We start from the raw sequence: 4,135 nt of genomic DNA on the forward strand, positions 1-4,135 counted from the left end.
GCCGACCCCCTCGCCGTGCCCCGCCTGACCGTCCGCGCGTCGACCGCGCCCAGCACGTTCGCCCGCGTCGTCGAGGGGAGGGGCGTTCCCCTGGTCTTCCTCAAGGACCATGTCCTGACGCGCGGCTACGCCGTCGTCCGCCGCACCCGCTACGGCGTCCGGCTCGTCCGCTCCGGCGTCCGCGCCCGCCCGCGCACGGCCGCCGCCGGGCCGGGACGGGAGGAGCGGCCGTGACCGGTCCCGGTGAGGCGCACGCCGACGCCGCGCTGGTGAACGGCGTTCCGGCGGACGGCGCGCTGGTGGGCGGGGCCCCGGCGGACGGGGCGCGGGCGCCCGGATGGCTGCGGCGGGAGCTGTCCAATCCGCTGTTCCGCAACGCGTACGCGCTGGTGGTGAACGGCGGCCTGACCGGCCTGCTCGGGCTCGGCTACTGGGCGCTCGGAGCCAAGCTGTACGCGCCGGACGACATGGGCCGCAACTGGGCCGTCATCCAGGCGATCATGTTCGTCGGCAGCGTCACGATGCTGAACTTCCTGCTGATCCGGTTCATCCCGCAGACGGCCCGGCACACGCGCGCGCTGGTGCTGGCCTGCTACGCGGCGGGCGCGGCCGGCGCGGCGCTGCTCGCACTCGGCTTCCTCGCGACGCTGCCGTGGTGGGGGCCGTCCTTCCGGCACCTGCACGACTGGCGTTCGGCGCTGTGGTTCCTGGTCATGGCCGTCGCGTGGAACCTGTGGAACCAGCAGGAGGGCGTGTTCACCGGCCTGCGGCACGCGGGCTGGGTGCCGGTCGTGAACGTGGCGTTCGGGCTGGCCAAGCTCGTGCTGCTCGTCGCGGTCGCGAGCGCGGTCCCGGCGGACGGGGTCACGCTGTCCTGGTTCGTCCCGGTGCTGGCCGCGCTCGTCCCGGTCAGCTACCTGATCTTCGGACGGCTGATCCCGCGGCACCGCGCCGAGAACTCCGGACGCGGCCCGCGCCCCACCTACCGCGACATCTGGCGCTACGTCGGGGGCGCGTACCTGGGCGGCGCGTTCCAGTACGCGTCGATCAGCCTGATCCCGGTCATCGTCGCGGCGCACCTGGCCGAGGACGCCAACGCCTACTTCCAGATGGCGTGGGCGCTCGGCATGATGCTCGACCTGCTCGCGCTGACGCTGTCGATGTCGCTGACCGTGGAGGGCTCGTTCGACACCGGACGGCTCGCCTCGTCCGCGCGCGCGGCGCTGCGGCGCACGCTCACCCTGCTCCCGCCCGTCGTGGTGGTCGTCCTGGTGGGCGCGCCCTTCGGGCTGGCGTTCTTCGGGCACGACTACGCCGCGCGCGGGGCGCCGCTGCTGCAGGTCCTCGCGGTGGCGGTGCTTCCCAAGGCGCTGATCGAGCTGTACATCGGCGTCCTGCGGGTGGAGAACCGCACGCGGCTGATCGCGGCGGTGCAGGCCGTCCGGTTCCTCGGGGTGCTGGGGCTGCTGTTCCCGCTCATCGACCCGGGACATCTGGGCGTGATCGGACTGGCGATCCTCGCCGTGAACACCGTCGTCGCCGTCTTCGTCCTGCCGGGCCTCGTGCGTGTGATCAGAGGGACGCCCCCGGTGAGGCCCCGGCCAGGGGCAGGGGCAGGGACAGGGAGCGGCGGACACGGCGGCCAAGCGGGTCCGGTCGGGCCGGAGGGCGTCTTCCCCGCCGGCGGAGGGCGGGATATCAGTTGAGCATGGCGGTTCGCCAGGAACCGGAAGAGCGCGCGGGGCCCCTGCAGCGTCTCCCCGCCGTCCCCGACCGGAGGATGACGCTCGCCGCGGCGGCGCTCCTGGTGTTCGGCACGGCGCTGTTCTGGTCCCCGCTGCGGCACGTGGACCTCGACGCGATGGACGGCTTCGGGCTGGTCGGCGTGCTCCCGGGCGCGACGCTCGCGGGCGCGGCGGTGATCGTCCTGTCGTTCATGCTGACGCTCGCGCTGCCGCGTCCGCACCGGGTGCTGCTGGCCGCGCAGATCCTGGTGCTCATCGCGACGCTGCACGGCGTGGCGCAGGCGCTGGAGCCCGAGGCGCGGTTCCCGACCGCCTGGCAGACCGCCGGGTTCATCGAGTACATCGAACGCACCCACACCGTCGCCTGGGACCTGGACGCCCGGTTCAGCACGGCCGGCTTCTTCGCGTTCGCGGCGTTCCTGCTGAAGGCCGCGGGCCAGCACGACATCTCGCCCGTCCTGAAGTGGGCTCCACCGCTCACCGACCTGCTGTACCTCGTCCCGTACCTGCTGATCCTGCGGGTGCTGAGGGCGACGTGGCGGGCGAAGTGGTTCGCGGCCTGGCTGTTCATCGCGGCCAACTGGGTCGGGCAGGACTACCTTTCCCCGCAGGCGTTCGCGTACCTGCTCTACCTGTTCTTCGTGGCGATCCTGGTGAACTGGTTCCGCCACCACGACGAGACGACGCGCCGCGCCGGACGCCGCCGCTCACCGGACACCGCGCGCCGCACGGGCGGCCTCTGGCGCCTGTACAACTGGCTGTTCGGGCCCAAGGACCCCGGGGAGCTGCCCGCGCCGCAGGCGTCCGTCCGCGACCGGACGGTCCTGCTCTGCCTGCTGTTCCTGCTGGTCGTCGTCGGGACGGCCGCGCACCAGCTCACCCCGTTCCTGATGACCGCCTCGTGCGCGGGCCTGGTGCTCGTGCGCCGGTGCAGCCTGCGCGGGCTGCCGTTCATCGCGGGCGTCGTGTACGCGGCCTGGGTCAGCTTCATGACGGTCGGATACTGGTCGAGCCGCAAGGGGGAGCTGTTCGGCGGGCTCGGCAACGTGTTCCAGAACGTCCAGCAGAGCACGGGCGGACGGATCAGCCAGACCAGCCCGCAGACCGCCGACGTGCAGCAGCTCCGCATCCTGATCGCGGTGGCCGTCGTGGGCCTCGCCGTCCTCGGGCTGCTGCGCCGCCGGGCGCGCGGCATCGACGACCGGGTCGCGCTCGTCCTGCTGCTGGTGCCGTTCTCGTCGTTCGGGCTGCAGAACTACGGCGGCGAGATCGCGCTGCGCATCTACTTCTTCATGCTGCCCGCCGCGTGCCTGCTGGTCGCCTACCTGTTCTTCCCCGCGCCGTTCGACGCTCCCCGGGTGCGCGACCCGCGCGTGCGCGTGCGGCTCGGGTGGCTGCGCACCGGGTCGCGGCGGCACTGGCCGGCCGTGGCGGCGGCGTCGGTGTTCGCGCTGCTGCTGGTGGGCGGGTTCCTGACCGTCCGCTACGGCAACGAGAAGTACGAGCAGGTGCGGCCGGACGACGTCCGCGCGTTCGACGTCATGACGCAGCGGACCAAGGGCGTGATCGGCGTGGTGTGGATGAGCGCTGACAACCCCGACCTGGTCGGCGGGACGCCCGTGATGCCCTGGTCGTACCGAGATTTCGAGCGCTTCAACTACACCCCGGTGATCGCGGACCGGAGCGATCCGGCCGATTTGTCGGAGATCGTCCAGCGGCTGCGCGAGCAGGGGCCGGGCGGGTTCTTCGTGACGACCCGCGGCCACGAGGACTTCCAGGTGCTCACCGCCGGCCTCGCGCCCGACTTCGGGCTCCGGATGCGCGCCGCGCTCGCCGCCGACCCGCGCATCGAGACCGTCTTCGCGAGCCGGGACGCCGCCGTCTACCGCCTGCGCCACCCCCCGGCCGCGCCGGACCCGCCGGTCCCGCGGCCGTCCGGCCTCGGCCTGCGCTCGTCGCCGTGGACGCCGGCGGGCCTGGTCTACCTGCCGGTCCTGCTCGGCGTCCTGCTCGCCCGCGAGCTGCGCCGGCTGCGGCTGCCGCCGGACGAGCGGTGGCGGCTGCGCCCATTGACCGTGCTCGCGATCCCCCTGTTCCTCAGCGTCGTCGCGGTGATCGTCGAGAGGTTCCTGGTGATCTCGTGAGCCTGCCGATCGCGCTCCTGCTGTTCGCCGCGCCCGCCGCCGGGTGCTGGTTGCTGCTGTCCGACCTGGACCCGCTGGGACGGCTCGTCGCCGCCGGGGCGGGCGCGTTCGCCGTCCTGGCGGCCACCGCGCAGGTCATGCTGATGGCGGACGCCTGGAGCCCGCTCGGCGGCGTGACGGCCGTCGTCCTGGTGAGCGGTGTCTTGGCCGTCCTGAGCCGCGTCCGGCGGCCCCCGAGGCCGTCCG

General features: G+C 73.4%; 2 protein-coding genes and 2 pseudogenes. All 4 read left to right on the forward strand.

All coding sequences use genetic code 11. From position 1 onward, the window contains the following. Nucleotides 1-234, forward strand: a pseudogene (locus tag AB0J52_RS30175) (hypothetical protein); the annotation flags it as partial. Beyond that, the gene (locus AB0J52_RS30180; protein WP_500186041.1) at nucleotides 231-1,706 is read left to right on the forward strand and encodes a lipopolysaccharide biosynthesis protein; all 1,476 of its coding nucleotides are present in this window, start codon (nucleotides 231-233) and stop codon (nucleotides 1,704-1,706) included. The pseudogene AB0J52_RS30175 and the gene AB0J52_RS30180, both read left to right, overlap by 4 nt. Before the next feature lie 2 nt (nucleotides 1,707-1,708). Further along, the gene (locus AB0J52_RS30185; RefSeq protein WP_500186042.1) at nucleotides 1,709-3,889 is read left to right on the forward strand and encodes a hypothetical protein; all 2,181 of its coding nucleotides are present in this window, start codon (nucleotides 1,709-1,711) and stop codon (nucleotides 3,887-3,889) included. Beyond that, nucleotides 3,886-4,135: pseudogene (locus tag AB0J52_RS30190) on the forward strand (hypothetical protein); the annotation flags it as partial. The gene AB0J52_RS30185 and the pseudogene AB0J52_RS30190, both read left to right, overlap by 4 nt.

This window comes from Spirillospora sp. NPDC049652, assembly GCF_040675125.1.
GTDB lineage: Bacteria > Actinomycetota > Actinomycetes > Streptosporangiales > Streptosporangiaceae > Spirillospora.

What these genes read in the sequence shown, in the direction of transcription:
- AB0J52_RS30185 (WP_500186042.1), top strand. Translation starts at nt 1,709, where the DNA reads ATGGCGGTTCGCCAGGAACCGGAAGAGCGCGCGGGGCCCCTGCAGCGT.